This is a genomic window from Aeromonas sp. ASNIH4, assembly GCF_002934425.1.
GTDB lineage: Bacteria > Pseudomonadota > Gammaproteobacteria > Enterobacterales > Aeromonadaceae > Aeromonas > Aeromonas hydrophila.
The window spans coordinates 3,832,501-3,858,110 of the sequence record NZ_CP026217.1 but is presented as its reverse complement, the minus strand read 5'-3'; the positions used below and the strand labels follow the sequence as shown (position 1 = coordinate 3,858,110).

Below are 25,610 nucleotides of genomic sequence, written 5' to 3'. Positions count from 1 at the left end.
TGCCGTGTCACTCACCATCGGGATTGACTCGGGCTCCACCGCGACCAAGGGGATCCTGTTCGACCACAGGGACGGCGGGCGTATCGTCCGCCGCTTTCTGGTGCCGACCCCCTTTCGTCCGCTGGCCGCCATCGAGCAAGGCTGGGAGACGCTCTCGGCCGCGCTGCCAGAGCGCCCCCATCTGACCCTGACCGGTTATGGCCGCGATCTGGCGTCGTTCGCCGATCGGCGGGTTACCGAGATCTCCTGCCACGGGCTGGGGGCGCGCCTGCTCTGCCCGTCGGTACACACCGTCATCGACATCGGCGGCCAGGACAGCAAGGTGATCCAGCTCGATGGCGAGGGCAATCTCACCGACTTTCTGATGAATGACAAGTGCGCCGCCGGCACCGGCCGCTTTCTCGAAGTGATCACCCGTACTCTGGGAGCGCGGGTCGAGCAGCTTGACGAACTGCTGCAAGGGGCCGAGCCCCACGATATCAGCAGCATGTGCACCGTGTTTGCCGAGTCGGAGGCGATCAGCCTACGCTCGGCGGGCATTCCGGCTGAGTCGATCCTGGCCGGCATCGTCCGCGCCATGGCCCGGCGCAGCGCCAACTTCATCGGCCGCCTTGGTGCCAGACCCACCGTGCTCTTCACTGGCGGCGTCAGCCACTGCGCCACCTTCCGCCACTATCTGGCGCAAGGATTGGGCTGCGACGTGGCCACCCACCCGGACGCCCAGTTTGCCGGTGCGCTGGGGGCGGCCCTGTTCGGTGCGCGTGCTCGCACGGGAGGCAAATCATGAACGCAGAGTTCCTCTACCTGTTCCACTCCACCCTCGGCACGGTCAGGCTGCGCAAGCGGCTGGAGCTGCAGCCCCACGCCTTTCGGGTCTGCGACGTACCGCGCCGGCTCAGCGCCGGCTGCGGCCTCGCCATCCGTCTGCACTGCCCGCCCGAGGAGTGGCAGCAGTGGTGCCAGCGCGGCGAAACCGCCGCCGTCTTTCGTTGTGACGAAGACGGTGAGTATTGCGAACTGGCCCGTTATCCGGCCGCCGGCTAGGGCATGGTGACGCCTGGTCGGGGAGTTGGCAGTGGGGGGCATGGATGATAAAGAGCTATCCCATGGCCGTGTATCTGCGGCTGCTGGTCAGGCTGGCGCTGGGGGGATTTTTCGTCGCTTCCGCCGGGTTCAAGCTGGCGGCGCCGGATCTGTTCGCCGAGCAGATCGGCGCCTTCGGCCTGCTCTGGTCGCCGTTCATTCCCCTTGCCGTCTGGGGCCTTATCGGGCTGGAGCTCTGCGCCGGGCTCGCGGTGATCGCCAACCGGCGCTGGGGGCTCTGGCTGGTGATCGGGCTGCTCGCCCTGTTTATTCCGGTGTTGGGCTATGGCATCGCCATCGGGCTCGACATCTCTTGCGGCTGTCTTGGCAGGGCTGATCTCAGCTCGCTGCCACAGGCCCTCGTGCGGGATCTGCTGCTGTTGACGCTTGCGGGCGCCTTGCTGCGCCACTCCCGCCCCGTTTTTACCGTTCCCAAGGAGCAGTGACATGATGAGATTGCAATCCCGCACCCCGATGGCCTCACTGATTGCGGCCAGCTTTGCCCTCGGTGGCTGTGGCGACAACCAGTTCGAGCAGGAGACCAAGCTGGAGCAGGCGGCGGTACAGCTCTCCCAGGAGACCCAGCAGGGTGGCTATCAGCTGCTGACCGTGGCGGAGCTGAAGACCCGGATGGATAAAGGCGAGGCGCTGGTGATCATCGACACCATGCCGTTCGAGGACTCCTACAAGAAGGAGCACATTCAGGGGGCCAAGAATTTTGCCTTCGTGAAGGAGGCCAAGTCCGGCGATGACTGGAGCCAGATCGTCGAGGGGAGCGGCACGCCCGAGCAGCTGCTGGCCCTGCTGGGCGACGACAAGACCCGTCCGGTGGTGTTCTACTGCGGCTTCGTCAAGTGCGGCCGCAGCCACAACGGGGCCGCCTGGGCAGTCACCCAGGGCTATCAGCAGGTCTATCGGGTGCCGGGCGGCATCTTCGCCTGGAAAGGGGCGGGTTACCCGGTCACCGCCGAGTAGGCTGGAAACGCTCAGAAACAACAAAGCCCGCACATGCGGGCTTTGTTGTCAGTGGCGCAGCGGCTCAGGAGCGGGCCAGCGTCACCACCCGGTTGTCGATGAGGCGGGCCTTGCCGAGATACGCCGCCATCAGGATCACCAGCTGCTCGCTCTGGTCGGTAGCCGCTTCCAGGGTGGCGGCATCGACGATGTCGATGGCGTCGGTCCGAAAACCGGCCTTGTCGAGGCGCTGGCTGGCCTGGGCCACCAGGGAGGGCAGGTGATGGTCACCCTCTTCAATCTGCTCGGCGATCCAGTTCATGGTGCGCGCCAGCTCAGGGGCCAGGGCCCGTTCAGCGGCGGTCAGGTAGCCGTTGCGCGAGGAGAGCGCCAGCCCGTCTTCGGCCCGCACGGTGGGCACGCCGACGATCTGGATGGGCATTGCCATGTCGGTCACCATCTTGCGAATGAGCGCCAGCTGCTGGTAATCCTTCTGGCCGAAGCAGGCCACATCCGGTTGCACCAGATTGAACAGCTTGGTCACCACGGTGCTGACGCCGCGGAAGTGGCCCGGACGCAGCGCCCCTTCCAGCAGACCGGAGAGGCCCGGCACCTCGACGAAGGTGTGGCTGGCCAGCCCCTGCGGATACATGATCTCCGGGGTCGGCGTGAACACCATGTCCACCCCGGCCGTTTCCAGCGCGGCGCAGTCCTGCTCCAGGGTGCGTGGGTAGTTGGCGAGATCCTCGGCCTTGTCGAACTGCATCGGGTTGACGAAGATGCTGGCCACCACCTTGTCGGCGTGGTGGTGCGCCTCTTTCACCAGGGTCAGATGGCCCTGATGCAGGTTGCCCATGGTGGGCACGAATGCGATTGTGAGCCCTTCACGGCGCCATTGGCCGATCTGTTCACGCAGAGCGGCGGGATTGTTAACGACCAACATCAGCAGTTCACCTTCGAAAAGATCAAAGAGAGGCGGGCGGTATGGGCCCGCATGGGTAAGAGAGGAGTGTCAACGGGCAGCATCATCGACAGGTCACCTTGGGATGAGTCATCAAGAGACGGGTTGCTCAGTCAGCACCAGAGGGCGAAGCGGGGGCGCAGGCCCCCGCTCTCGTCACGCTATCGGATCAGTTGAAGCAGTGTTCCGGGCCCGGGAAGGTGCCTTCGCTTACCTGCTTCACATAGAGCCGGATGGCGGCGCGCATGTCGCCGGTCTCGGCCAGGAAGTTCTTGGTGAATTTGGGCACATAGCCGGAGGTGATGCCGAAGGCATCGTGCATCACCAGGATCTGGCCGTCGGTGGCGGGGCCGGCACCGATGCCGATCACCGGAATGCGCAGTGCCTTGCTGATGCGCTCGGCCAGCGAAGTGGGCACGCACTCGAGCACCAGCAACTGGATGCCGGCAGCCTGCAGTTCGAGGGCCTGACGGTAGATCTCCTGAGCCTGGAACTCGTCGCGTCCCTGCACCTTGAAGCCGCCGAATACGTGCACGGATTGCGGGGTGAGGCCGAGGTGGCCACACACCGGCACGCCGTTGCGGGTCAGGTGGCGAATGGAGTCGCACAGCCAGTCGCCCCCTTCCATCTTCACCATGCGGGCACCGGCCGCCATCAGCCGGGCGGCATTCTGATAGGTCTGCTCCGGGGTGGCATAGCTCATGAACGGCATGTCGGTCACCACCAGTGCATTGGTGGTGCCGCGCACCACGCAACGGGTGTGATAGACCATCTCATCCATGCTGACGCCCAGGGTATCCTGACCCCCCTGCAGCACCATGCCCAGCGAGTCGCCGATGAGCAGCACGTGGGCGCCCTCGTCGTCGAACAGCTTGGCAAAGGTGGCATCATAGGCGGTGATGGCGGTGATTCGTTGGCCTTCCTGCTTCATCTTCAACAGGTTGGTGGTGGTGATCTTGCTCATAGAGGCTCCTGTTCGTCTGCACCGGGGGCAATGATGGCAAGATCATTGTGCGGGCAGCGGGCAACCAGTTCTGCGAGTGGGGTGCCGCAAGGCAGTACCAGAGCGGGTGCAATCTCGGCCAGGGGCAGCAGCACGAACTCCCGCTCCTTCATGCCGTAATGGGGAACGATGAGGCGTTCATGCCTGATGATCTGATCGCCAAACAGCAGCAGATCGAGATCCAGGGTTCTTGGCCCCCATCGCTCATCCTTGCGCACACGTCCTTGTTCCAGCTCGATGCTTTGTAGTTGATCCAGCAGCGCCAGCGGCGTCAGCCGGGTGTTGAGCCGGGCCACGGCATTGACGTAGTCCGGCTGGTCAGCAGGGCCCATGGGGCGGCTGCTGTAAAACGACGAGGCCTGCACCAGCACGGATCCCGGCAACCTTGCCAGGGCGGCGACGGCGCGACGAGCCTGACCGAGCGGGTCAGACAGGTTGGAACCAATGGCGATGAAGACCTCGGTCATCACGTCAGTTGTCACTCGGCCGCTTTCGGTTTGCGGCGACGGGGGCGACGACGGTTGCGGCTGTTGCTGCTGCGCTTCTCGCCATCGTTGCTGCGGGCCTCACCGGCCTGACCGCGCTCACCGCTTGCCGGGCGGCGGGTCGCCTCCCGTTGCAGCTGCGGGCGCACGTCCGGATTGGACTCCACGTAGCGTTCCCACCAGCTGGCCAGCTCGCCCAGACCGCGCTCGACCCGGTTGCGTAGCAACAGGAAATCAAACGCCGCGCGGAACTTGGGATGCTCCATGGCCCGCTCGGGGTGGCGGCCCTGACGGCGGGTCAGCCGCTGTTGCAGGGCCCAGATGTCGCGCACATCGGTGGTGAAGCGGCGCGGGACGGCTATGATCCGTACCTGGTTGTCCAGCACCTCGTTGATCGCCAGCATGAAGGCGTCATACCAGGGCAGGCCGCTCTCGTTCTCCAGCACCCGGCCGCGGGCCTCGACACAGCCCCACAGCAGGGTGGCATAGAGGAAGGCGGGGGTGACGCGCTTGTCTTCCCGTACCCGGGTGTCGGTATCGATCAGCGCCTGCTCGATGAACTGCTCGTAGGGCGAGTTGCCGTGCGGAGTAAACAGCGCCGCCACCTGCGGGAACAGCTGTTGGAACAGGCCGTATTCGCGCAGCAGCTTGTAGGTGGCCAGGCCATCGCCAGCCAGGAACAGCTTGAGGGTTTCCTCGAACAGGCGGGCCGCCGGAATATCCTGCAGCAGCGGCGCCAGCTCCTTGATGGGGGCGGCGGTACGCGGGCTGATGGTCATGTCCAGCTTGGCGGCGAAGCGCACGGCGCGCAGCATCCGCACCGGATCTTCGCGGTAGCGGGTCTCGGGATCGCCAATGAGCTCCAGCTTGCGCTCGGCCAAGTCTTCCAGCCCGCCCTCGAAATCGTGCAGGGTGAAATCCTTGGCGCTGTAGTAGAGGGCGTTGACGGTAAAGTCGCGACGCTCGGCATCCTCTTCGATGGTGCCGTAGACGTTGTCGCGCAGCAGCATACCTTCATCGGATTGGGCCGACACATGTTTGCTGGTATTGACCTGATGGTGGTGACCGCGGAAGGTGGCCACTTCGATCACGTCACGACCAAAGACGATGTGGGCCAGCCGGAAACGGCGGCCGATCAGGCGGCAGTTGCTGAACAGTGACTTGATCTGCTCCGGCGTCGCATCGGTGGCGATGTCGAAATCCTTGGGCGTCTTCCCGAGCAGCAGATCCCGGACTCCGCCGCCGACCAGGTAGGCTTCGTAGCCGCCCTTGTTCAGGCGATAGAGCACCTTGAGTGCATTCTCGCTGATCTCTTTGCGCGAAATCGGGTGCTGGTCACGGCTCAAGGTACGACGTTGTCCGGCGACGCGGGCCGGAATGGGGGACTCCGCCGACTGCTCGCCGTCTTCCTTGCCGAGCACTTTGCGGCAAAAGTTTGCGATCTGGGAAAAAATGGTACACCTCGTTATGACTTCAAATTGACGGGAGGCCAAAAAAATAGCGGCCTATCATAGCTCACGCCTAACCAAATGAAAAACCGTGCTGGCAATTGATCTCGTTTGAAGCGGATTATCCCGGCTAAATCATCGCAAACCGCGCTGATTCCACCCAAATCCCCCCTGAACTGCCTATTCGTTTACGCCAGCTGTCAGCGCAATCTTCTCGCTGGCAGGCACCCGGGCCAGCTGCCAATGGGCGATGCCCCAGTCGATGACCTCGTCCACCCGGCTTGCCATCAGGTCGGGGGGCGGGCACTGGCCGAGAAAGTGCAGCGCCTGCCACAGGGCCGGGCGCACCTCGTCCTGTGCTAGCGCCGGTGCGTGATTCTGCTTGGAGAGCTTGTTACCGTCGGCCTGCACCGCCAGCGGCAGATGCACCCAAGCGGGCACGGGGGCGCCCAGGGTCTGGTAGAGGGCGATCTGGCGCACCGTCGGCTCCAGCAGATCGGCACCGCGCACTATCTCGGTGATGCCGCAATCCATGTCGTCTACCACCACCGCCAGGTTGTAGGCATAGAGCCCATCGCGCCGGCGCACGATGAAATCTTCCTCGGCCAGCGCCGCCGGCACCGTAATGCGGCCCTGCAGCCCATCCTCGAAATCGTACACCGGGTGGTGTTGGCGCACGCGGGCGGCACAACCCTCCGCCGTGAGACCAAGGGTGCGGCAGTGACCGTTGTAAAAGCCGCCGCTCGCCATGATTTCGCGCCGGGTACAGCGACACCAGTAGAGATCGCCGGCCCGGTAGAGCTGGTCAATGATCTCGTCATAGCGGCCGTGGCGCCGGCTCTGGTACATCACCTCGCCATCCCACTGCAGGCCATGGGCCTCCAGGGTCTGCAAAATGAGCGGGGCGGCCCCCGCCATCTCCCGCGGTGGATCGATATCTTCGATACGCACCAGCCAGCGCCCCTGCCGTGCCCTGGCCTGCAGGAAGCTGCCGAGCGCCGCGATCAGGGAACCGAAGTGAAGCGGGCCTGAGGGGGAGGGGGCAAAGCGGCCGATATAAGGGCGGGTCTGGGACGAGGGGATGGTATTCACGGGCATGCGGATTCGGGCAAACGGGACATTGAGGCTGCATTCTGGGACGGCCCGGCCAAAAGCTCAATAAAAAAGGGAGCCCGCGAGCTCCCTTTTTTCTGCTATGCCAGAGGTCGGTATCAACCGGCCATCTGTTTTTCCTTGATTTCAGCCAGGGTCTTGCAGTCGACACAGAGGTCGGCGGTGGGTCTGGCTTCCAGACGGCGGATACCGATCTCGATACCGCAGTGTTCGCAGTAACCGAAGTCATCGTCTTCGAGCAGCAGCAAGGTTTTCTCGATCTTCTTGATCAGCTTGCGCTCACGGTCGCGGGTACGCAGTTCAAGAGCGAACTCTTCTTCTTGCGCGGCGCGATCCACGGGATCCGGAAAGTTGGCAGCCTCATCCTTCATATGGTCAACGGTGCGGTCAACTTCCTGCATCAGTTGGTTGCGCCAGGCTCCCAGGATCTTGCGAAAATGTGCCTTTTGTTGGTCATTCATGTACTCCTCACCCGGTTTTTCCTGGTAAGGCGCCACACCCGCAATGGCCAGGGGGCCCAGAGATTTCCTGTTTTCGCCTGTTGGCATGCCCTGTCTCCTAATTCAGCACGCTACCCGTGCCATCCATAAATTGAGGGCGACATCTATAGCAGAAGGGTAACTTGGAGGCAAACAAGCCGTACCAATAATGTTACCCACTCCAACATTTATTCGCTGCCCTCGGGTAGCAGGTGACAAGATTCAAACGGGATAAAATCTTGGGCCACCATGCTCTGCACCCCAACATGGGGTCGATAGCATAAAATTTCAACCCCTGCCGTAATTGCTTGCTCAATAAGCAGACTATAGTGCGGATCTATATGCGCTGCCGGGCGCATTCTCACGATTCCGGAGTGCAAAACCATAAATAACAGCACGGCTCTGTGGCCTGCCGCCTTCATGGCCATTAATTCACGCAAGTGCTTGGCACCACGGGTGGTGACCGCATCGGGGAAGTAGCCCATGCCGGGTTGCTCCCGCTCGTCGAGCAGGGTCACCGATTTCACCTCGATATAACAGGCAGGCCGGTGGTCATCCTCCAGCAGCAGATCGATGCGACTGTTCTCTTCGCCGTATTTCACCTCGGTGCGCAGCCTGGCATAGCCGCGCAGCGGGGCGAGGGCATCCTGTTCGATCAGCTCCCGGGCCAGCTGGTTGGCGCGGGCGGTGTTGACGCAGATGAAGTGACCGGCCGGGCTCTCGGCGATCTCCCAGCTGTGGGGCAGCTTGCGCTTGGGATTGTCTGAGGTGGAGTACCAGACCCGGGTGCCCGGTTCGGCACAGCCGGTCATGGCGCCGGTATTGGCGCAGTGGATGGTAATCACCTCGCCGTTGTCGAGCTGCACGTCGGTCAGGAAGCGCTTGTAACGGGAGATCAGCAGCCCGGATTGCAGGGGGGGATCGAAGATCATGGTATGGCTCTCTTAATCGATGAGTCTGGGCATGGCCGCCGGTCAGGATGCCATTTTCTCTCTGGCCCGCAGCGGCCAGCAGGCGAGGGGCTCGTAGCGCACCCCGTCCGGGGTGGAGAGGGATTGATAGAGGCAGAAGCGGTCGGCCTGCAGCACGAAATAGGGGGCGGGCAGCAGCGCCGGCGGTTCGCTCGCCTTGCGCGACAGGGTGACGTGGGGGCGATAGCCCTGCTCGCCGTTGCCAAGCCCCAGCTTCTCGCCGTGGCGACGCAGCGCCCTGGCCAGCACGGTGAGCTCGTTGGGCCACTCCGTCGGGCCGACCCAGGCGGCCTTGGCGCGGCCGAACCAGCCGGTTTCATTGAGCGCTATGGTGAGCGGCGGGCAGTGCTGGCGCTCAACGGCGGCCATCAGGCGGGTGGTGGTGAGCTGATCCGCTTCGCCGAGGAAGGCCAGCGTCAGGTGGAGATTGGCGGCGGGTACCGGTTGACCCGGCCAGGGCAGTTGGTCGCGCCAGGCGACGAGATCGGGTGCCAGCGCCTCGGCGGGCAGGGCAAAGAAGAGTTTGGCCATTCGGGTGAGCATGCCTCTTTCATGCAGACAAGGTGGCCCATTCTATGGCAGCCACTGCATCCTGTCTCGCCGGCCGACATCCGCTCACGGTGGCCGGGCAGGCTGTGGCAGAATAGGCGCCGTTTTACGACTTGCAACAAGAAGGTGCAGATCCCTTTGTCTTCCCTCCCCATAGTGTCGGTGCTGCCCGCACTCTTTGCCGCCATCGACAACCATGCCAGCGTGATCCTGCAGGCGCCGCCCGGCGCGGGCAAATCGACCCTGCTGCCGCTGGAGCTGGTACGCCAAAACCGGCTGCCCGGCCGCATCATCATGCTGGAGCCCAGGCGTCTGGCGGCACGCAACATCGCCGGCTTTCTGGCGTGCCAGCTCGGGGAGAAGGTGGGTGAGCGCATCGGTCTGCGGGTGCGCGGTGAGAGCCGCACCAGCGCAGCCACCCGGCTCGAGATCGTCACCGAAGGGGTGTTGACCCGGATGCTGCAGCAGGATCCCGAGCTCACCGGCGTCTCCCTGGTCATCTTCGATGAGTTCCACGAGCGCAGTCTGCACGCCGATACCGCGCTGGCCTTCGCCATCGAGAGCCAGCAGGGATTGCGCGATGATCTCAAGCTCTTGGTGATGTCTGCCACCCTGGATGGCATGGCGCTGGAGCGGCTTTTGCCGGAGGCCCCGGTGGTTCGCTCGGAGGGGCGCGTTTTTCCCATCGACTACCACTATCGTCCCGCCAATCGCCAGCAGTGGCTGGAGCCCCAGGTCGGCGCCGTGGTGCTGGAGGCGCTGGCCGCTCACGCCGGCAGCCTGCTGGTCTTCTTGCCGGGCCAGGGAGAGATCGAGCGGCTGGCGCAGTGGCTGGAAGGGCGGCTGCCGGACGAGGTGACCCTCGCCCCCCTCTACGGCCGCCTCGACATGGCGGCCCAGCAAGCGGCCATCGAGCCGGCACCTGCGGGGCGCCGTAAGCTGGTGCTCACCACCAATGTGGCGGAGACCTCGCTCACCATCGAGGGGATCTCCGTGGTGGTCGACAGCGGGCTGGAGCGGTGTGCCTCCTTCGACATCAAGAGCGGCGTCACCCGGCTGGAGACCCGCCCCATCGCCAAGGCCTCCGCTACCCAGCGGGCGGGCCGCGCAGGTCGTCTCGGCCCCGGTGTCTGCTACCGGCTCTGGAGCAGCGAGGTGCAGGAGCGCCTCGCCGAGCAGAGCCCGCCCGACATCCTCACCCAGGAGCTGACCGGTCTGCTGCTGGACGCCGCCCAATGGGGGGCCAAGGTCGAAGAGCTGCCGCTGCTGGACATGCCGCCGGCCGCCGCCGTCGCCAGCGCCCAGCGACTGCTGGTGAGCCTCGGCGCCATGAAGCAGGAGGGTGAGCAACAACTTACCCCGGCTGGCCGCGCCATGGCAGCCTTCGGTACTCATCCCCGGCTTGCCCGCATGCTGCTGCGTGCGCGCGAGCTGGAGGCGGAGGGTCTGACAGGGATTGTCGCCGATGCGGCTTTCCTGGTGGCGCTGCTGGAAGAAGATCTGCGAGGATCGGAGCGCCTCTCCGTGCTGTTCCACCGCCGCCAGGGGGCCCTGCGCCAGAGTGCAGCCCGCTGGTTCGAGCGGCTCGGCACTCGCCCCACCAGTGCGCAGGGGCAATGGCTGGGGCTGCTGTGCGCTCTCGCCTGGCCCGATCGCATCGGCAAGCTGCGCAGCGGCAGCCGCTATCAGCTCAGTGGCGGGGTGAGTTGCGATCTGGTAGAAGGTCACCCCTGTCAGGGGCAGGGGGCGCTCATTGCCATTGAGATGGGCCAGAACGAGCGCGGCAGCCGCATCTTCATCGCCGAGCCGGTGGAGCTGGATGAACTGGTGCGCCAGCTGCCCGAGTTGGTGAGTGAGCGCCAGTGGTTCGACTGGGATGAGCGCGAGGAGCGGGTGCGGGCCGAACGCCAGCAGGTGCTCGGCGAGCTGGTGCTGAGCCAGCGGCCGCTGACGGATCTCTCCGATGAACAGAAGGGGCGTTGCCTGCTGCAGGGCATCCGGCGCAAGGGGCTGCATGTGCTGCCCTGGGATGACGCCAGCGAGGGGCTGCTGGCCCGATTGCGCTGCGCCCGCGACTGGTTGCCCGACGAAGGGTGGCCAGCCATGGACGAGGCGAGCCTGCTGGCCGACCTCGAGCAGTGGCTGCTGCCGGCGGTGAGCGGCATGACCCGGCTGGAGCAGTTGAAAAAGCTCGATATGAGCGACATCCTGCGCCAGTCTCTGCCCTGGCCATTGCCCAAGCGGCTGGACGAGGCGCTACCTGGCCACTTTACCGCGCCGACCGGCAGCCGGGTGCGGATCCGCTATCAGCCGGGCCAGGCGCCGGTGATCCCGGTGCGCATTCAGGAGATGTTCGGCCAGGCCGCGACCCCGTGCGTGGCCGATGGCCGGGTGGCGCTGGTGGTGGAGCTGCTCTCCCCGGCCCAGCGGCCGCTGCAGATCACCGCCGATCTGGCCGCCTTCTGGGCCGGCTCCTACGAGCTGGTGAAAAAAGAGATGAAGGGACGCTACCCCCGCCACTACTGGCCGGACAATCCGCTGGAGGCGATGCCAACCAGGGTCACCAAGAAGAAGATGGGGATGTAGGTTGGTGCAGGGAATAACGTAGCCCTACTCCAGCAGATGACCCTCACCCTGGCCCTCTCCCAGAGGGAGAGGGAACTGATCGAGGTTGGTGTTTGCTCCCTTCTCCCCTTGTGGGAGAAGGGCCGGGGATGAGGGGGGATACATCCATCTGTCTGGCGGAGCGAACCCGGAATCCAGATCCAATTGGTTAAGCCCGATCGGACGTTCGCGAACGCGACATAACAAGTAGAAAGGAAAGCAAAGAGGATTTATGGCAACGCAACGACGCAAGCGCACCCCCAAGAAGGCGGCGCCCAAACGCACCATCTGGCGCACGCTGTTCTGGCTGGGCTTCAAGCTCTCCCTGGTGGGAGCGGCCTTCATGGTGGTGTTTGGCATCTACCTCGATACCAAGGTGCGTGAACGCTTCGACGGCGAGAAGTGGCAGTTGCCGGTGATGGTCTACAGCCGGCCGCTGGAACTCTATCCCAGCCAGCGCCTCTCCCAGGCCCAGATGCTGCGCGAGCTCAACATGCTGAGTTACAAGCAGGTGCGCCAGCCCCACACCCCGGGCGAGTATGCAGTGAGCGGCAACCGCATCGAGCTTATCCGCCGGCCGTTCGAATTCCATGACGGGGCCGATGCCGCCCGTGGCCTGCGCCTCACCTTCAACGGTGCGCGGCTGGAGGGGATCCAGTCGCTGGAGAATCAGCGTCAGCTCGGCTACGCCCAGATGGACCCGGTGCTGCTCGATCGCCTCAACACCGAAGATCGAGAGGACCGCCTGCTGGTGCGCATCGCCGAGGTGCCGGACAGCCTGCTGATCACCCTGCTCACCACCGAGGATCGCGACTTCTACCAGCACGGCGGCGTCTCGCCGGTGGCCATCATGCGCGCCATGGCGGCCAACCTGCTGGCGGGTCGCACCGTGCAGGGGGGCAGTACCCTGACCCAGCAGCTGGCCAAGAACTTCTTCCTGACCCGGGAGCGCAGCCTGTGGCGCAAGGCGCAGGAAGCCTACATGGCGGTGCTGATCGACTATCGCTACAGCAAGGACGAGATCCTGGAGGCCTACCTCAACGAGGTCTATCTGGGGCAGAACTTCTCCCAGGGGGTCTATGGCTTCGGGCTCGCCTCCTACTTCTACTTCGGCATTCCGGTCAACGAGCTGGACATCGATCAGGTGGCCCTGCTGGTGGGCATGGTGAAGGGGCCCTCCTATTACGATCCCTGGCGCTTCCCGGAGCGGGCCAAGGCGCGTCGTGATCTGGTGCTCAAGCTGCTGATGGATCACGGCAGCCTGCAACCGGCCGAGTATGAACTGGCCAGCAAACAGCCGCTCGGCATCATCACCCGCGGTCAGATGAGCTATGGCCGCACCCCGGCCTTCATGGGCCTGCTCAAGCGGGAGATCCAGAGCCGCTTCGGCCCGGATCTGCTCAAGCAGTCCGGCCTCAAGATCTTCACCAGTCTGGATCCCATCGCCCAGCACGCCGCCGAGCAGGCGGTGGAGTCGGGTCTGGCCCAGATCGAGAAGCTGCGCGGCAAGAAGAAGCTGGAGGCGGCCATGGTGGTCTCCGACTGGCACAAGGGCGAGGTGGTGGCCATGGTGGGTGGCCGGGATCCGCGCTACGCCGGCTTCAACCGGGCGCTGGATGCCCGTCGCCAGATAGGCTCGCTGGTGAAGCCGGCGGTCTACCTGACCGGCCTCTCCAACGGCCTGACCCTGGGGACGCCGCTCAAGGACCAGCCAATCCGCATTCGCGGCAAGGATGGCCAGATCTGGACCCCGCAAAACTACGACCGCAAGTTCCGCCAGAGCGTGCCGCTGATGGATGCGCTGGCCAGCTCCCTCAACGTGCCGACCGTCAATCTGGGGCTGCAGGTGGGGCTGGACAAGGTGGTGGACACCCTGCACAAGCTGGGGGTGGAGCAGGAGATCCAGCCCTATCCCTCGCTGGTGCTGGGGGCGGTGGCGCTCTCGCCGATGGAGGTGAACCAGATGTACCTGCCCATCGCCAACCAGGGGCTGACCCAGCCGCTGTCGGCGATCCGGGCGGTGGTCAACAGCGACGGCAGCAAGCTCTATCAGCATGATGAAGCGGCCAAGCGGGTGACCGATGAGCAGGCCAGCTGGCTGACCCTGTTCGCCATGACCAAGACGGTGAGCCAGGGCACGGCGCGCGCACTCGGTGCCAAGTTCCCCGGCGCCACCATGGCGGCCAAGACGGGCACCACCAACGAGCTGCGCGACTCCTGGTTCACCGGGCTCGACAACAACGAGCTGGTCAGCATCTGGGTCGGTCGCGACGACAACACCCCGGCCGGCCTGACCGGTGCCAGCGGTGCCCTGCAGCTGTTCAGCGGCTACATGAGCCAGCGCGGGGTCAACAGCCTGGCCATGAACATGCCGCAAGGGGTGAGCTGGGCCAGCTTCTCCCGCGCCAGCGGCACCCGGGTCACCAGCGACTGCCCCGGCAGTCTGCAGGTGCCGGCCAAGCTGGCCGGGCTGGCCGAGCCCATGGGCTGCGCCAGTCCGGTGTCCAGCCCGGCCAATGCACTGGACAACTGGTTCAACGGTTTCTTCAACTGACCGCGGCGGGCAGCCCTGGCTGCCCGCTTGCCCGGAGTGCTCATGTCACATCCCCTGTTTGATGCCATCCACCACGTGGCCATCATTGCCAGCGATTATGCGCGCTCGCGCCACTTCTACCACCAGGTGCTGGGGCTGCCCATCATCGCCGAGACGCTGCGCGAGGAGCGCCAGTCGTGGAAGCTGGATCTGGCGCTGCCGGACGGCAGCCAGCTGGAGCTGTTCAGCTTCCCGGCGCCGCCCCTGCGCCCCTCCCGGCCGGAGGCGTGCGGCTTGCGCCACCTGGCCTTTCGGGTCGCTGAGCTCGACCGGGTCATCGCCCATCTGCAGGGGCATGGTATCGAGGTGGAGCCGGTGCGGGTGGACGAGCTGACCGGCAAGCGCTTTACCTTCTTCGCCGACCCCGACGGCCTGCCGCTGGAGCTCTACGAAGTGGGCCGCTGAGGCAGACCTGCCGCAAGCCTGCATCGCCCATAAAAAGCAGAAGCCGCCCGGTTAGCCGGGCGGCTTCTTTGCATGGTGTGCAGTGCGTAACGGGGCTATCAGGCAGTGGTGAGCAGGGTCACCGCGACGGCCATCACCAGCATGCCGACCCAGCCGATGGGCTTGAGCCGCTCGCCAAACAGCAGCAAGCCACCGAGGGCGGTACCCAGGATGCCGATGGCACCCCAGGTGGCGTAGGCCACGGCCAGATCGATCTTGCCGGTGCTCACCGCTTCCGACAGCAGGGTGAAGGCACACAGCACCAGCAGGATGCCGAGAAATCCCCAGCCTTTGTGACGAAAACCAACCGAGCGGTTGATCGCCATGTTGGCACCGATATCCAGCAGGGCCGCCCCCAGTACGATGATCAACGGGTGCATACAGCCTCCTTGGCAGCGCCAAGGCTGCGAGTACTGCCAGTGCCTGCGGCCGGTTTGTCATGGGCAGCGCCAAGACGGCGGATGCTGCCGGTACCTGTGGTCGGTTCGTCATGGGTTTCACCCATTGTCACCAGAACAATACCCACTATGGCCAACGCCAGTCCGATCAACTCCTGAGCATTCAGGTGGTAGTCGAGGAACAGCACGGAGACGACGGTGATCAGCGCGATCCCCAGCCCCTCCCAGAGCGCGAAGGCAATACCAATGGAGATTGTTTTGGCGGCTTTGGCCAACAACAGATAGGAGAAAGAGATGAGCAGCCACATCGGCAGATAGTTGAGCCAGCCGGCCTCGTTCTCCGGGATCATGGCCATGCTGGAGGTCCCGGCGACCTCGGTCAGGATGGCGCCCGTCAGAAAGATGCGGGCCAGGAGCATGCGATTGAATAACATAAAATGTCCTTTTGTTGCTGCGACGGGGCCATGATAGCCGCAGCCCGCTCAGGCGGCAGAATCGCTGAGCGTCGACAATTCAGACGCTGACGGTTTGCCTTGCTAGAAGGGGGCAAGGTAAGGTGAATATCGGATACCCTGCTCGCGACCCAGATCATGAAGCTCTACCAGATACAACTCTTTGTGGAATCAGCCAGCAGTGGCTCCATTGCCAATACGGCGCGCCGGCTTGGCAAGAGTCGCAGCGCAGTCAGCACGGCGATAGCGGCGCTTGAGGTTGAGCTTGGCGTCGAACTTTTTGAACGAGGTGCCAACCAGAGCCGATTGACCGAGATCGGCGAGCAGGTGCTGGATGACTGCAAGCGGCTGCTGCAGGCCGCCAACAGCCTCAAGCTCAAGTGCGAACACTACGCCTCCGGCGCCGAGGTAGCGCTGCGGGTGGCGCGGGATGACGCCATTCCCGAGGCGGTGTGGCGGGAGATGCTGGGGGCGCTGCGTCACCAGTTTCCCGGCACCAGCATCTCGCTGGTGCTGGCCTCGCCGCCGGAGCTACCCGCGCTGGTGGAGGAGGGGTTTGTCGACGCCGCCTTCGGTCTCATCACCGAGGAGCAGGAGCGCAGCGGTCTCAACATCGAGGTGCTCAACCCGATCCGCACCCTGATGGTGGTGGCCCCGAGCCACCCGCTGGCCAGCCTGAAGCGGGTATTGCAGCAGGATCTGACCGGTCATACCCAGGTCACCCTCTCCTATGTGGACGAATTTTCGGTCAAGAGCCTGTTGCCCATCGGCGGCCACCACATCGGGCTGTCGAGCTTCGAGCTGATGCGCGATGCGGTGCTCGATGGCCTCGGCTGGGCCGTGCTGCCGTCACCGCTGATCCAGAGCCAGCTGCGGCAAGGGGAGCTGCTGACCTTGAAGCACAAGTTCAGCCTGCAGTGGCGCGACTATGGCGTCTATCTGTCGGAAAATGCCTATCATGGCAAGGTGTTGGCGTGGCTGAGGAAGGCAATCCAGGCCTATCTCGAACCGTTCGAATAAGTCGGCCGGCGCTGGGCGGGCACGAGGGGGCAAGTGCAGGGGCTTGTGATCCATCGCTGCCTGATGGTACATACTGTCAGTACCCTCATGCAGCGCCTGGAGGCGTGAACGATATGAGCAGTGCCCAAGACAAGGACGAGCTCTGGCTGGATGACGACATCATCGAGCTGGATGACGATGAGGCCGTGGTGACCAAGGCGATCAACCCCTGGCAGGTGTTGATCGTCGATGATGAGCCGGACATTCATCATGCCACCCGGCTGGCACTTTCCAACATTCAGTACAAATCCCGCCCGCTTGAACTGCTCAACGCCTACAGCGGCGCCGAAGCGGCCCGCATGCTGCTGGCCAATCCGCGCATCGCCCTGATCCTGCTCGACGTGGTGATGGAGACCGAAGATGCCGGCCTGCGGCTGGTGCACCAGATCCGTAACGAGATGCACAACAGTCTGGTGCGTATCGTGCTGCGCACCGGCCAACCGGGGCAGGCCCCGGAGCAGCGGGTGATCCTCGATTACGACATCAACGACTACAAGACCAAGACCGAGCTGACGGTGCAGAAGCTCTATACCACCGTCATCGCCTCCCTGCGCTCCTATGAGACCCTCTGCGCCATCGACAAGAGTCGGCAGGGGCTCGGCAAGATACTGGAGGGGGCGGGGGATCTCTATCATCTGCATTCGCTGCGGGAGTTTGCCTCCGGCGTGCTCAAGCAGATCAGCGCCATTCTCGACGTGGGCACCGAAGGCGCCATCTGCGCCGAACGCCGGCCCGGCTCGCAGGAGCTGGAGATCCTGGCAGCCACCGGCGACTATGAATCCTTGCTGAGCGATGTGCCGCTCAGCGCCTTCCCGGCCCTGCACGATTCGGTGATGAGTGCGCTGGCCAACCGCTGCAACCGCTTCGAGCATCCCCAGGATGCGCTCTATATCGCCGCCCAGAACGGGCGTGAGTTCGTGCTCAATTTTACCCCCACCCAGCCGCTCGATCCGCTCGAGTGCGATCTGCTGGACGTGTTTTGTCAGCGCATCTCGGCGGCGTACGACAACCTCTATCTCTACAACCAGCTGCTGCGCGCCCAGGAGGCGACCGTGGTGGCACTGGCGGCGCTGGCGGAGTTCCGCGATTCGGATACAGGTGATCACGTGCTGCGGGTGCAGAAGCTCTCCGATGCCATCGTGGCCGAGCTGCAGCAGGCGGGGGCCTATCCCGATGAGCTGACACCGGGCTTCGTCGACATGATCGGCATGGCCAGCATACTGCACGACGTGGGCAAGGTGGGCACGCCGGACCACATCCTGCACAAGCCGGGCCGGTTCGAACCGGATGAGCGGGTCATCATGGAGCAGCACGCGGACATCGGCGCCAGCATATTGCACAAGGCGGGGGAGATGGTGGAGGGCACCAGCTATCTGTCGCTGGGGGCCGAGATTGCTCGCGGCCATCATGAACACTTCGATGGCAAGGGTTACCCGGAGCAGCTGGCCGGCCAGCAGATCCCGCTGTCGGCCCGCATCGTGGCCGTGGTCGACGTGTTCGATGCCCTGCTCAGCAAGCGGCCCTACAAGGAGCCCTGGTCGCTGGCCCAGACCATGGAATATATCCTGTCACGCTCCGGCAGCCAGTTCGATCCCCTGGTGGTGCAGGCGCTCCAGCGTTTGGTCAGCCAGTCGCGGCTGCCATACGAGCTGTGACACCGGACGGAAACAACAAAGGGGCCACTGGCCCCTTTGTTGTTTCCGGCTGCCTGCGCCACCGCATCGATCTCGTCAGCGCGGCGCGTAGCGTGTGCGGGGCTGCTGCCGGCGAAACGGCAACAGCACCAGGCTGAGCAACAGATCGCCAAGCAGGGCTGCCAGCAGGCCTGCCGCCATGCCGCAGACGATGGCGGCCTGCTTGAGCGGCACCACGTAGCTGTAGTTTTGCAGGGTATCCTGCCAGAGCTGGGGCTCGGCGCGCAGCAGCAGGTGGGAGAGTTGCCGGTACCAGGGATGGTGCTTGTAGACGCTCTCCTGCTGCAGGGTCTGGCGCTGGCTGACCAGCAGCTGCAGGCTGGCAGCATCTTTGGCGAATACCGGATCCGGGTTGGTGCGGTAGTGGTTGACCAGGGCCGTCAGATCGCCGTTGAAGTGCTGGTCCGCCGTCTCCTGAAAAGGGGCCAGGCTGAGGCTGGCCTGCTGCAGGCGGGCATCCAGCCGCTGGTAGTAGAGGTCGATCAGACCCGGGATCTGCGCGCCGGCCAGCAGGCCCAGGGCAAACAGCATCATCCGAAGGTAGCTGCGCATAGCTCTCGTCATCTCGCGAAATAGAGGGACTCCATACTAGCCGCAAGGCTGCAACAGGCCAAGCCGGCAGGGGACGCGCCGACTTTCCGGATAGGAGGCATGACGCCTTCCTCCCCCGTTTGTGCGATTCACGTCACTATTTTTATGCTTTAAAATAGGTTCTTCGCGCAAGCGTGGGGAAAGGTAAGTTGACAGACAGGGATCGGGTAAACTGGTAGTCGCCAAACAAACCGGTTCCTTCACCCTGCTGTCACTATGCATGATATTAATTTTGCCTCGTTCTGGCCAGGCTACGACGTTTCTGTCCATAGCCGCTGTGCCACACAAATTACTTTCGCTCTTGAACCTCGTTCTAACCACCTGCCTCTTTGTGGCAAGTGTCATCAGCCCTGCCCATTGGTCCACGATCGTCGCACCCGCCTAGTCCGTGACCGCGATCTGTTTGAACTGCGGGTTCGCCTGCAAGTCCCCATCCGTCGCGTTGACTGCCTGCACTGCGGCCGGGTGTCTGAACATATCGCGTGGTTGCCTCCCAGTTCACGCATCACACAACGATTGCAGAGCTGGGTTGAGGCCTTGCTTGAGTTGATGCCCATCAGTCATGTCAACCTGCTCACCGGACTGCATTGGCATACCATCAAGACCATCGACATACGCCGACTCCAAGCCAGTGTTGGCACCTTTGAACCTGGCGCTGTGCGACGGCTGGTGATGGACGAGTTCGCCCTGCATAAAGGCCATCGTTATGCCACTGTGATCATGGATGCTGAACGGACTCGTGTGTTGTGGGTGGGCCACGGTAATAGCCGGGAGGCCATTCGCCCCTTTTTCAAGCTGTTGGGCGAACAATGCCAACAGATTGAAGCCGTTGCCATGGACATGAACTCCGCCTTCGATCTGGAGGTGAAAGAGCACTGTCCGCAAGCCGAGGTGGTTTATGACTTGTTCCATGTCGTGGCGGGCTACGGTCGGAAGGTGATAGACCGTATCCGGGTGGATCAGGCCAACGCATTGCAGCATGACAAGCCAGCTCGCAAGGTGGTCAAGCAAGCGCGTTGGCTGCTGCTGCGCAATCGGGAGAACCTCAAGGAAGGGCAAGAGGTGCAATTGCAGGAACTACTGGCCGCCAATCAGCCCTTGGCCACAGCCTATGTACTCAAGGATGCCTTGAAGGAAATTTGGTACGCCCCCGACATCCGGGAAGGCTGGCGACGGTGGAGGGGCTGGACGCGGCACGCCAGGGAAAGTGGTCTGGCACCCTTGAAGGATTTTGCCAGAAACCTCCGGCGTTACATCCGAGGCATCTTAGCGAGCGCCCTCTTTCCAATGCACACCAGCCAGTTGGAGGGGGTGAATAATCGAATCAAGGTGATAAAACGCATGGCCTATGGGTTTCGGGACTCAGAATACTTTTTCCTGAAAATCAAGGCCGCCTTCCCCGGAAAGACGCGATGAACCTTAAAATACGGGCCCATTTTTCGGGGAGGAGAGTTCGTATGCGCAAATTTATACCCTGTTATCTGTTGGGGGGTCTCATCGCCATCAGTTGGGCTGCTCTGCCCAATCACGGCCCCTGGGATCAGTGGGATCTCGCCGTCTTCCATCTGGTCAATGGTTGGCTGGGTCAGGCCCAGTGGTGGGCAAATCTGGTGGCCGTGACCAACAACCGGCTGTTCGATCTGGCGGTGCTCTCCTGCATGGGGCTGATCCTCTCTCGCTGCTTCTGGCGTGCGGACGAGCAGGGACGCCGCCGGCTGGTGGCCATGGGGATCGTCATGCTGCTGGGGGCTCTGGTAATCAACCAGTTCGGTCATCTGCTGCCGGTCAGTCGGCCCAGCCCGACCCTGACTGTGGCGGACGCGCTGCGGGTGACCCAGCTCAGCGGGATCCCGACCAAGGACTCCTCCAGCGACAGCTTCCCCGGCGATCACGCCCTGTTCCTGATGATCTTCGCCGGCTTTGCCCTGCGCCATCTGCCGCGCTGGGCCGGGGTGACCGCGCTGCTGATGGTGCCGCTGTTCTCGGCGCCCCGCATCCTCTCCGGCGCCCACTGGCTGACGGATGTCTATGTGGGGGCCCTGTCGTTGACCCTGCTTTGCCTGCCGCTGCTGTTGTTGACCGGGCTGTCGGATGCGCTGATCGGCTGGATCGCCCAGCGACTGCCACGTCTGCCGGGTTGGCAGTGGCTGGCGGGTAAAACGCCGGTGAGTCAGCAATAAAAAAAGAAGGTCGGTGCATACCGGCCTTCTTTTTGGCTACTTCCCGCCGGTGACTGTGGTCGTCGCGAAATGACCATGACTACCACCGGTGGCCCCAGGCCTGCTGGCCCTCATAGACAAGTATTAGCAGATTCGTTCGGGCGTGCTCGTCATGAGTTTCTCCAGATAATCGTTTGCATGGGCTGAATGCTTGATCCTGACCAAGATTTTTTATTTTTGCTGCCTTAGAATCGCCGCCCGTTGCTGGAGAACTCTGTATGTTAATTAATCTTTTGCGCCTGATATTCATCATCTGCGCCCTGGTGTTCATCTTCATGCTGGTACGGGCCTGGTGGCACAAACGGCAACAGGGGGAGCTGGAATCGACCCCCTTCTGGCCGGTGGCGGCCATCGGTTTTGTCGCCAATTTTCTCGATACCCTGGGGGTCGGCAGCTTCGCGGTGAAGACTGCCTGCTACAAGCAGTTCAAGCTGATCGACGACCGGCTGTTGCCGGGCACCCTCAACGGCCAGTGCGTGTTGCCGACGGTCACCCAGTCGCTGATCTTCATCGGCGCCGTGCAGGTGGATCCGCTCACCCTCATCGGCATGATGGTGGCCGCGGCTGCCGGGGCGGCCTGGGGGGCGCGCCACGTCGCCTCGTTCGATCGCCAGACCATCCGGCTGGTGATGGCGGTCTCCCTGCTGGTGGTAGCCGGCCTCATCTTTGCGGGCCTGCTGGGGCTGTTCCCCCTCGGTGGCGATGCCATGGGGCTGACCGGTTACAAGCTTGGGATCGCGCTGCTCGGCAACTTCATCTTCGGCGTGCTGATGAACGTGGGCATCGGCCTGTTCGCCCCCTGTATGACCCTGGTCTATCTGCTCGGCATGAATCCGCTGGCGGCGTTTCCCATCATGATGGGCTCCACCGCCGTGCTCAGCGTCTTCTCGGCGGGCACCTTCATCCGCAAAGGGGCCTTCGATGCCAAGGCGGTGCTGGCGGTGGCCATCTTCGGCCCTGTCGGCGTGGTGCTGGCGGCCATGCTGGTCAAGTCGATGGACATGGCGATGCTCAAATGGCTGGTGGCCTTCATCGTCATCTATACCTCCTGGACCATGTACGCCTCCTGGCGGGCGGCGCGGCGGGAACTGCAACCCCGACTGGCAGGCGTCACTGGTTAGCCAGTACGGCGCGTATCGGTGCTGGCCGTGGAGTATTGACGTGATTGCAGGCCTTCATCGTCATCTATACCTCCTGGACCAGGTACGCTTCTTGGCGGGCGGCGCGGTGGGTACCACAACCCCGGCTGGCAGAGGTCGCAGGCTGGCCTGCACCAGCGCCGCTTCGGCCCTGGCCCCGAGAAACACATAGAGCCCGAGGGCCAGCAGCAGCCCCACGGCACACCCCATCACACCCACCGCCGGCCAGAGCAGTTCGCTCTGGCCGAGCGAGCCCTTGAACAGCAGCAACAGCCCCTCGATGGAGACCGCGATCAGGATGGCGGCGATGAAGCGGGTAATGGTGCGGCGAATCGCGCTGTGGCGAAAGATGTCCTTATGCAGCAGCACCTCCTCTTCCAGAATGGTCTTGCCCAAGTCGAATACTGCGAGCGCCAGGGTCAGGAAGATGATGGCGCTGAAGGCCCCCAATCGGTTCTGCTGCGCCCCGCACAGCAGCAGATAGAGCTGCTCCAGCCCGTGCCAGATGAGCGTCGCGACGATCAGAAACAGCGCCAGACTCAGCACCACATAAACCCCCTTGAACCAAGGCATGGCCCGGCGTCGCTCCCTGTCTCCCATCAGCCAGGCGATGAGCTGGTTCAGGCAGAGGGTCAGCTCACGGCCCTGGCCTCTCACGATTAGATGCAAACGGGCTTGCGGTGCCGGCACCGGCGGCAGGATCCCGAGCGGTTCCCGGCTGGGTGCCTGGTTCAGGATGAAGGGATAACTGCTGAGTGAATCGGGTGATGCCGTGAGCAGTCCCAGCAGCAGGGGGGCCAGTTCGGCTTCGTACTCCTGATAGCGTCGCAGCACATCGATGGGGCTCATTTCCGCCATATACACCTCGCTCAAACGGGTTTGCATCCAACTTGCAGGGTGCAAATTGTGGGCCCGTTTTATGACGGACGGAGGGGCGGGATATGCACCGTTTGGTGACAGAGCCGTGCCATTTGCGCAAAGTCTGCACCAACATCGGGCGCACCGGGGGAGGCCGAAGGGCGCCGAAACGGCAATGAAAAAGGGCCCGTGAAGGGCCCTTTTGCGACACGCGGCGGCTTAGCCGGCCAGCTTGGCGAAGCTGCGCTCGGCGGCGGCCAGAGTGTGTTCGATCTCCTCGTCGCCGTGCGCCAGCGACAGGAAGCCCGCCTCGTAGGCACTCGGCGCCAGGTAGACGCCCTCTTCCAGCATCAGGTGATAGAAGCGCTTGAAGCGTTCCATGTCGCAGCGGGTCACCTGCTCGTAGCGGGTGATCTCGCTCTCGTCGGTGAAGAAGAAGCCGAACATGCCGCCGACGTAGTTGATGGCAAGCGGGATGCCGTGCTTGGCGGCAGCGGCTTTCAGCCCTTCTGCAACCCGGGCGGTCTTGGCGCTCAGCTGCTCATAGAGGCCCGGCTCCAGCAGCAGATCCAGCATGGTGAGGCCGGCGGCCATGGCCACCGGGTTGCCGGAGAGGGTGCCGGCCTGATAGACAGGGCCGGTCGGGGCGATGTGCTGCATCACCTTCTTCTTGCCGCCGAAGGCACCGACCGGCATGCCGGCACCGATGATCTTGCCGAGGGTGGTGAGATCCGGGTCGATGTTGTAGTGGCCCTGGGCGCCGCGCAGGGAGACGCGGAAGCCGGTCATCACCTCATCCAGGATCAGCAGGGCGCCAAACTCGTCACAGATGGCGCGCAGCCCCTCCAGGAAGCCGGGTACCGGCGGGATGCAGTTCATGTTGCCGGCCACCGGCTCGACGATGATGCAGGCGATCTCGCTGCCGTATTGGGTGAAGGCTTCGCGTACCGAGTCCAGATCGTTGAACACGCAGGTGAGGGTGTGCTTGGCAAAGTCAGCCGGGACGCCCGGGCTGTTGGGCTGACCCAGGGTCAGGGCGCCGGAGCCGGCCTTGACCAGCAGGGAGTCGGCGTGGCCGTGGTAGCAGCCTTCGAATTTAACGATCTTGTCGCGACCGGTGTAGCCGCGGGCCAGCCGGATGGCGCTCATGGTCGCCTCGGTGCCGGAGTTGACCATCCGCACCTGCTCCATGGAGGGCACGATCTGGCGCACCTTCTCGGCCATCAGCACTTCGATCTCGGTCGGGGCGCCGTAGCTCAGCCCTTTCTCCACCGCCTTGATGACGGCGGCCTTGATGGCCGGGTGGTTGTGACCCAGCAACATGGGGCCCCAGGAACCGATGTAATCCACATAGGCCTGGCCATCCACGTCATAGAGGTAGGCGCCATCGGCGTGATCGATGAAGCGGGGTGTGCCGCCGACCCCATTGAAGGCGCGGACCGGTGAGTTGACGCCGCCCGGAATGGTCTGGCGGGCCTGTTCAAACAGCTGATCTGATTTTGACATGGATCATCCTTAATGGGATTTTGGTCGTCACACAGGCGCAGGTGGCCGATTGCGGCTCGGCAGTCAGGGGGCGCTGGAGTATGCTTGCGCTCTTGACCCCGGCCAAGGACTGCCCCGTGTTAAATGAAACGGGCCGACTATAGCAGAAAGGCCCGGTGCTGGGCAGCCGGACAGCAGGCCGGATGATCGTCACCTCCGTCAGCAAACGAATGTGGTTTTTTCATGTCGCAACAAGCTCTCTCCTCCTCCGAACCGCTCTCGCCTCCCCGCGGCCCTGTCCTGCGGCGGATCATTCATCAAGACAAGATGCCCCTGCTGGTGCTGCTGTTGGCGGCGCTGGTCGGCACCCTGGCCGGGTTGGTCTGCGGACTGTTCGAGTCCGGCGTGCACTGGCTGGCACAGCAGCGTGTCGACCTGCTGGCCGATCGCCCCTGGTGGCAGCTCGGCCTGCTCGGCTTTGGTTTCAGCGCCTTGCTGGGTTGTATTGGTTGTTTCCTGACCCATACCTTTGCGCCGGAGGCGGGTGGCTCCGGCATTCCCGAGATTGAGGGGGCCATGGACGAGCTGCGTCCGGTACGCTGGTGGCGGGTGTTGCCGGTCAAGTTCTTCGGTGGCATCTGCACCCTGAGCTCCGGCATGGTGCTGGGGCGGGAAGGCCCGTCGGTGCAGATCGGCGGTAACCTCGGCAAGATGGTGGCGGATATCTTCCGACTGCCGAAGGAGCATGGGCACGCCCTGCTGGCAGCCGGGGCTGCGGGCGGTCTGGCCGCGGCCTTCAATGCGCCGCTGGCGGGGATCCTGTTCGTGATGGAGGAGATGCGCCCGCAGTTTCGCTACTCCTTTCTGGCCATCAAGGCGGTGGGCATCTCCGCCATCATGGCGACCCTGATGCTGCAGAACATGAAGGGGCAGGGGGCGGTGATCAGCCTGCCTCACTACGATGCGCCGGCTCTCAGGGCGCTCTGGCTGTTCCTCTTCATGGGGGCCGCTTTTGGCGTGCTGGGTTT

At 63.7% G+C, this 25,610-nt stretch carries 26 protein-coding genes (1 of these 26 running past the window's edge); 13 read left to right on the top strand and 13 right to left on the bottom strand.

Annotated elements, in window-relative coordinates; all coding sequences use genetic code 11:
* Window positions 1–4: 4 nt before the first annotated feature.
* The 4 genes from C2U40_RS17765 (at window position 5) to C2U40_RS17750 (ending at window position 2,058) form a co-directional block, all read left to right on the top strand.
* A complete protein-coding gene (locus tag C2U40_RS17765; protein ID WP_103829051.1) occupies window positions 5–787 on the top strand; it encodes an acyl-CoA dehydratase activase in 783 nt (260 codons plus the stop codon).
* The gene (locus C2U40_RS17760; RefSeq protein ID WP_103829050.1) at window positions 784–1,044 is read left to right on the top strand and encodes a DUF3343 domain-containing protein; all 261 of its coding nucleotides are present in this window, start codon (window positions 784–786) and stop codon (window positions 1,042–1,044) included. Before C2U40_RS17765 ends, C2U40_RS17760 begins: the two co-directional genes overlap by 4 nt.
* A gap of 62 nt (window positions 1,045–1,106) precedes the next feature.
* A complete protein-coding gene (locus tag C2U40_RS17755; RefSeq protein ID WP_233768788.1) occupies window positions 1,107–1,529 on the top strand; it encodes a MauE/DoxX family redox-associated membrane protein in 423 nt (140 codons plus the stop codon).
* Window position 1,530: 1 nt separating this feature from the next.
* Complete coding sequence (locus C2U40_RS17750; protein WP_103829048.1) at window positions 1,531–2,058, top strand: rhodanese-like domain-containing protein; 528 nt, start codon at window positions 1,531–1,533, stop codon at window positions 2,056–2,058.
* A gap of 64 nt (window positions 2,059–2,122) precedes the next feature.
* Here the strand turns inward: C2U40_RS17750 and panC are convergent, their stop codons facing one another.
* The 8 genes from panC to thpR form a co-directional block, all read right to left on the bottom strand.
* Window positions 2,123–2,980, bottom strand: a complete 858-nt coding sequence (gene panC, locus C2U40_RS17745; RefSeq protein ID WP_103829047.1) for a pantoate--beta-alanine ligase — start codon at window positions 2,978–2,980, stop codon at window positions 2,123–2,125.
* A gap of 187 nt (window positions 2,981–3,167) precedes the next feature.
* A complete protein-coding gene (panB, locus tag C2U40_RS17740) occupies window positions 3,168–3,962 on the bottom strand; it encodes a 3-methyl-2-oxobutanoate hydroxymethyltransferase (protein ID WP_011707281.1) in 795 nt (264 codons plus the stop codon).
* A complete protein-coding gene (gene folK / locus C2U40_RS17735; protein ID WP_011707280.1) occupies window positions 3,959–4,468 on the bottom strand; it encodes a 2-amino-4-hydroxy-6-hydroxymethyldihydropteridine diphosphokinase in 510 nt (169 codons plus the stop codon). The genes panB and folK overlap by 4 nt, the downstream gene beginning before the upstream one ends.
* Before the next feature lie 11 nt (window positions 4,469–4,479).
* On the bottom strand, window positions 4,480–5,979 hold the full coding sequence (gene pcnB, locus C2U40_RS17730) for a polynucleotide adenylyltransferase PcnB (RefSeq protein WP_017411017.1): 1,500 nt from the start codon (window positions 5,977–5,979) through the stop codon (window positions 4,480–4,482).
* A 135-nt stretch (window positions 5,980–6,114) separates the two neighbouring features.
* Window positions 6,115–7,032 (bottom strand): tRNA glutamyl-Q(34) synthetase GluQRS, encoded by a 918-nt coding sequence (gene gluQRS, locus C2U40_RS17725; RefSeq protein WP_181014947.1) that lies wholly within the window; start codon window positions 7,030–7,032, stop codon window positions 6,115–6,117.
* Between the two features lie 113 nt (window positions 7,033–7,145).
* Entirely contained in the window at window positions 7,146–7,595 is a 450-nt protein-coding gene (gene dksA / locus C2U40_RS17720; RefSeq protein ID WP_005304459.1) for an RNA polymerase-binding protein DksA, read from the bottom strand.
* A 119-nt stretch (window positions 7,596–7,714) separates the two neighbouring features.
* Window positions 7,715–8,458: a DNA/RNA nuclease SfsA gene (sfsA, locus tag C2U40_RS17715; RefSeq protein WP_103829046.1), complete on the bottom strand. Its 744-nt coding sequence runs from the start codon at window positions 8,456–8,458 to the stop codon at window positions 7,715–7,717.
* A gap of 42 nt (window positions 8,459–8,500) precedes the next feature.
* Window positions 8,501–9,028, bottom strand: coding sequence for an RNA 2',3'-cyclic phosphodiesterase (thpR, locus tag C2U40_RS17710; protein WP_181014948.1), 528 nt, complete (start codon window positions 9,026–9,028; stop codon window positions 8,501–8,503).
* A gap of 156 nt (window positions 9,029–9,184) precedes the next feature.
* On the opposite strand from thpR, the gene hrpB reads away from it, so the two are divergent.
* The 3 genes from hrpB to gloA2 all read left to right on the top strand — a co-directional run bounded on the left by hrpB (window position 9,185) and on the right by gloA2 (window position 14,648).
* A complete protein-coding gene (hrpB, locus tag C2U40_RS17705; RefSeq protein ID WP_103829044.1) occupies window positions 9,185–11,632 on the top strand; it encodes an ATP-dependent helicase HrpB in 2,448 nt (815 codons plus the stop codon).
* 250 nt (window positions 11,633–11,882) lie between these two features.
* Window positions 11,883–14,204: a penicillin-binding protein 1B gene (gene mrcB / locus C2U40_RS17700; protein ID WP_016351880.1), complete on the top strand. Its 2,322-nt coding sequence runs from the start codon at window positions 11,883–11,885 to the stop codon at window positions 14,202–14,204.
* 42 nt (window positions 14,205–14,246) lie between these two features.
* The gene (gene gloA2 / locus C2U40_RS17695) at window positions 14,247–14,648 is read left to right on the top strand and encodes an SMU1112c/YaeR family gloxylase I-like metalloprotein (protein ID WP_103829043.1); all 402 of its coding nucleotides are present in this window, start codon (window positions 14,247–14,249) and stop codon (window positions 14,646–14,648) included.
* Window positions 14,649–14,746: 98 nt separating this feature from the next.
* Here the strand turns inward: gloA2 and C2U40_RS17690 are convergent, their stop codons facing one another.
* A complete protein-coding gene (locus tag C2U40_RS17690; protein ID WP_011707272.1) occupies window positions 14,747–15,067 on the bottom strand; it encodes an SMR family transporter in 321 nt (106 codons plus the stop codon).
* On the bottom strand, window positions 15,055–15,519 hold the full coding sequence (locus C2U40_RS17685; protein ID WP_103829042.1) for an SMR family transporter: 465 nt from the start codon (window positions 15,517–15,519) through the stop codon (window positions 15,055–15,057). The genes C2U40_RS17690 and C2U40_RS17685 overlap by 13 nt, the downstream gene beginning before the upstream one ends.
* Before the next feature lie 156 nt (window positions 15,520–15,675).
* On the opposite strand from C2U40_RS17685, the gene C2U40_RS17680 reads away from it, so the two are divergent.
* Window positions 15,676–16,557 carry a LysR family transcriptional regulator gene (locus tag C2U40_RS17680; protein ID WP_011707270.1) on the top strand — a complete coding sequence of 294 codons (882 nt, stop codon included), beginning with the start codon at window positions 15,676–15,678 and terminating at the stop codon, window positions 16,555–16,557.
* 113 nt (window positions 16,558–16,670) lie between these two features.
* A complete protein-coding gene (locus C2U40_RS17675; RefSeq protein ID WP_103829041.1) occupies window positions 16,671–18,251 on the top strand; it encodes a response regulator in 1,581 nt (526 codons plus the stop codon).
* A gap of 75 nt (window positions 18,252–18,326) precedes the next feature.
* Here C2U40_RS17675 and C2U40_RS17670 read toward each other — a convergent pair whose 3' ends face one another.
* On the bottom strand, window positions 18,327–18,854 hold the full coding sequence (locus tag C2U40_RS17670; RefSeq protein ID WP_181014946.1) for a DUF2937 family protein: 528 nt from the start codon (window positions 18,852–18,854) through the stop codon (window positions 18,327–18,329).
* 243 nt (window positions 18,855–19,097) lie between these two features.
* Here C2U40_RS17670 and C2U40_RS17665 point away from each other — a divergent pair, with 243 nt between their 5' ends.
* The 3 genes from C2U40_RS17665 to C2U40_RS17655 all read left to right on the top strand — a co-directional run bounded on the left by C2U40_RS17665 (window position 19,098) and on the right by C2U40_RS17655 (window position 22,221).
* Complete coding sequence (locus tag C2U40_RS17665) at window positions 19,098–20,297, top strand: ISL3 family transposase (protein ID WP_158656423.1); 1,200 nt, start codon at window positions 19,098–19,100, stop codon at window positions 20,295–20,297.
* Between the two features lie 41 nt (window positions 20,298–20,338).
* Window positions 20,339–21,061 (top strand): phosphatase PAP2 family protein, encoded by a 723-nt coding sequence (locus C2U40_RS17660; RefSeq protein ID WP_103829295.1) that lies wholly within the window; start codon window positions 20,339–20,341, stop codon window positions 21,059–21,061.
* A gap of 257 nt (window positions 21,062–21,318) precedes the next feature.
* Entirely contained in the window at window positions 21,319–22,221 is a 903-nt protein-coding gene (locus C2U40_RS17655) for a sulfite exporter TauE/SafE family protein (RefSeq protein WP_029304893.1), read from the top strand.
* 60 nt (window positions 22,222–22,281) lie between these two features.
* On the opposite strand, the gene C2U40_RS17650 is transcribed toward C2U40_RS17655, so the two are convergent.
* A complete protein-coding gene (locus C2U40_RS17650) occupies window positions 22,282–23,097 on the bottom strand; it encodes a hypothetical protein (protein WP_103829299.1) in 816 nt (271 codons plus the stop codon).
* 219 nt (window positions 23,098–23,316) lie between these two features.
* Window positions 23,317–24,603, bottom strand: a complete 1,287-nt coding sequence (hemL, locus tag C2U40_RS17645) for a glutamate-1-semialdehyde 2,1-aminomutase (RefSeq protein WP_103829296.1) — start codon at window positions 24,601–24,603, stop codon at window positions 23,317–23,319.
* Between the two features lie 222 nt (window positions 24,604–24,825).
* Here hemL and clcA point away from each other — a divergent pair, with 222 nt between their 5' ends.
* On the top strand, window positions 24,826–25,610 hold the 5' portion of the coding sequence (gene clcA, locus C2U40_RS17640) for a H(+)/Cl(-) exchange transporter ClcA (RefSeq protein WP_103829297.1). The gene runs 610 nt beyond the window's last position; the window shows 785 of its 1,395 coding nt (coding positions 1–785); the start codon lies at window positions 24,826–24,828; its stop codon lies off the right edge, out of view.